The sequence below is a fragment of the Synechococcus sp. H55.2 genome (genome assembly GCF_047462495.1).
GTDB lineage: Bacteria > Cyanobacteriota > Cyanobacteriia > Thermostichales > Thermostichaceae > Thermostichus.
In genome coordinates this window covers 1-731 of record NZ_JANSJH010000222.1, presented here as the reverse complement: position 1 = coordinate 731, position 731 = coordinate 1, and the positions used below count along the sequence as shown (strand labels likewise).

At 56.9% G+C, this 731-nt stretch carries 1 pseudogene; it reads right to left on the bottom strand.

The features are described from left to right. Positions 1–195: 195 nt before the first annotated feature. Positions 196–615, bottom strand: a pseudogene (locus NW844_RS13035) (RNA-guided endonuclease TnpB family protein); the annotation flags it as partial. Positions 616–731 lie beyond the last annotated feature (116 nt).

Below are 731 nucleotides of genomic sequence, written 5' to 3'. Positions count from 1 at the left end.
AATTTGCGGAGGGGCGATTTGTCAGGTTTGGACTGAGGCATGAAGGGGCTCGCACAAAATCTCTCTGTACTCTATCATTCGCTCCCTTGGAAGCACAGCAGCGGCCTGTTGTCGAGAACAGCGCCAACATTCACCCGTAAACTACCCGGCTCCGACCGCTAAGCGGTACGGAGCGGGCTTCTGGTAGCCCTGCAGTTGGTAGTTGCCAATTGCCAACTCAAAGCGTTCCCGCCCCTCGACGGTGGTCAGCGACACCGTCCAGTCTTTTTGCCGAAAAGAAAAGGTGCGGGCGTCAAAGGACTCCGTCCCGCTAGCGCGAAAGGTCACAAAGCCGCCCTTGAAGGCTTTGACCGGACGATTCTTTTGCCGGGCAACCTTGCGCGAGCCTGCAACCCGCCTGCACACCTGTTGTGCCAGGTTGCTGGATAGCCCGAAGCGGGTACGGATCTCGCGGTAGCAGAGAGATTGGAGCTTAACGGCGTTGACTATCTTCTCCGGTGTGTTCTCATTCACCCAGTTCAAGGCTTGTGCAAAAGCGTCTAGCGTCGCATCCAGCTTGGCGGCTTGCGACACAGACACCTTGAGCTTGCAGGAGATGGTCAAGGCTTGGTTTATGCTCCTATTTTATCTCATCAGATGCTATATTGTTGTCCGGCTTCTTGCATTCCTCCGGACGCAAGGACTCCGTCCCGCTTCGCGAACAGCTACGCCAGAGCGCGGGGCTCCTGCGG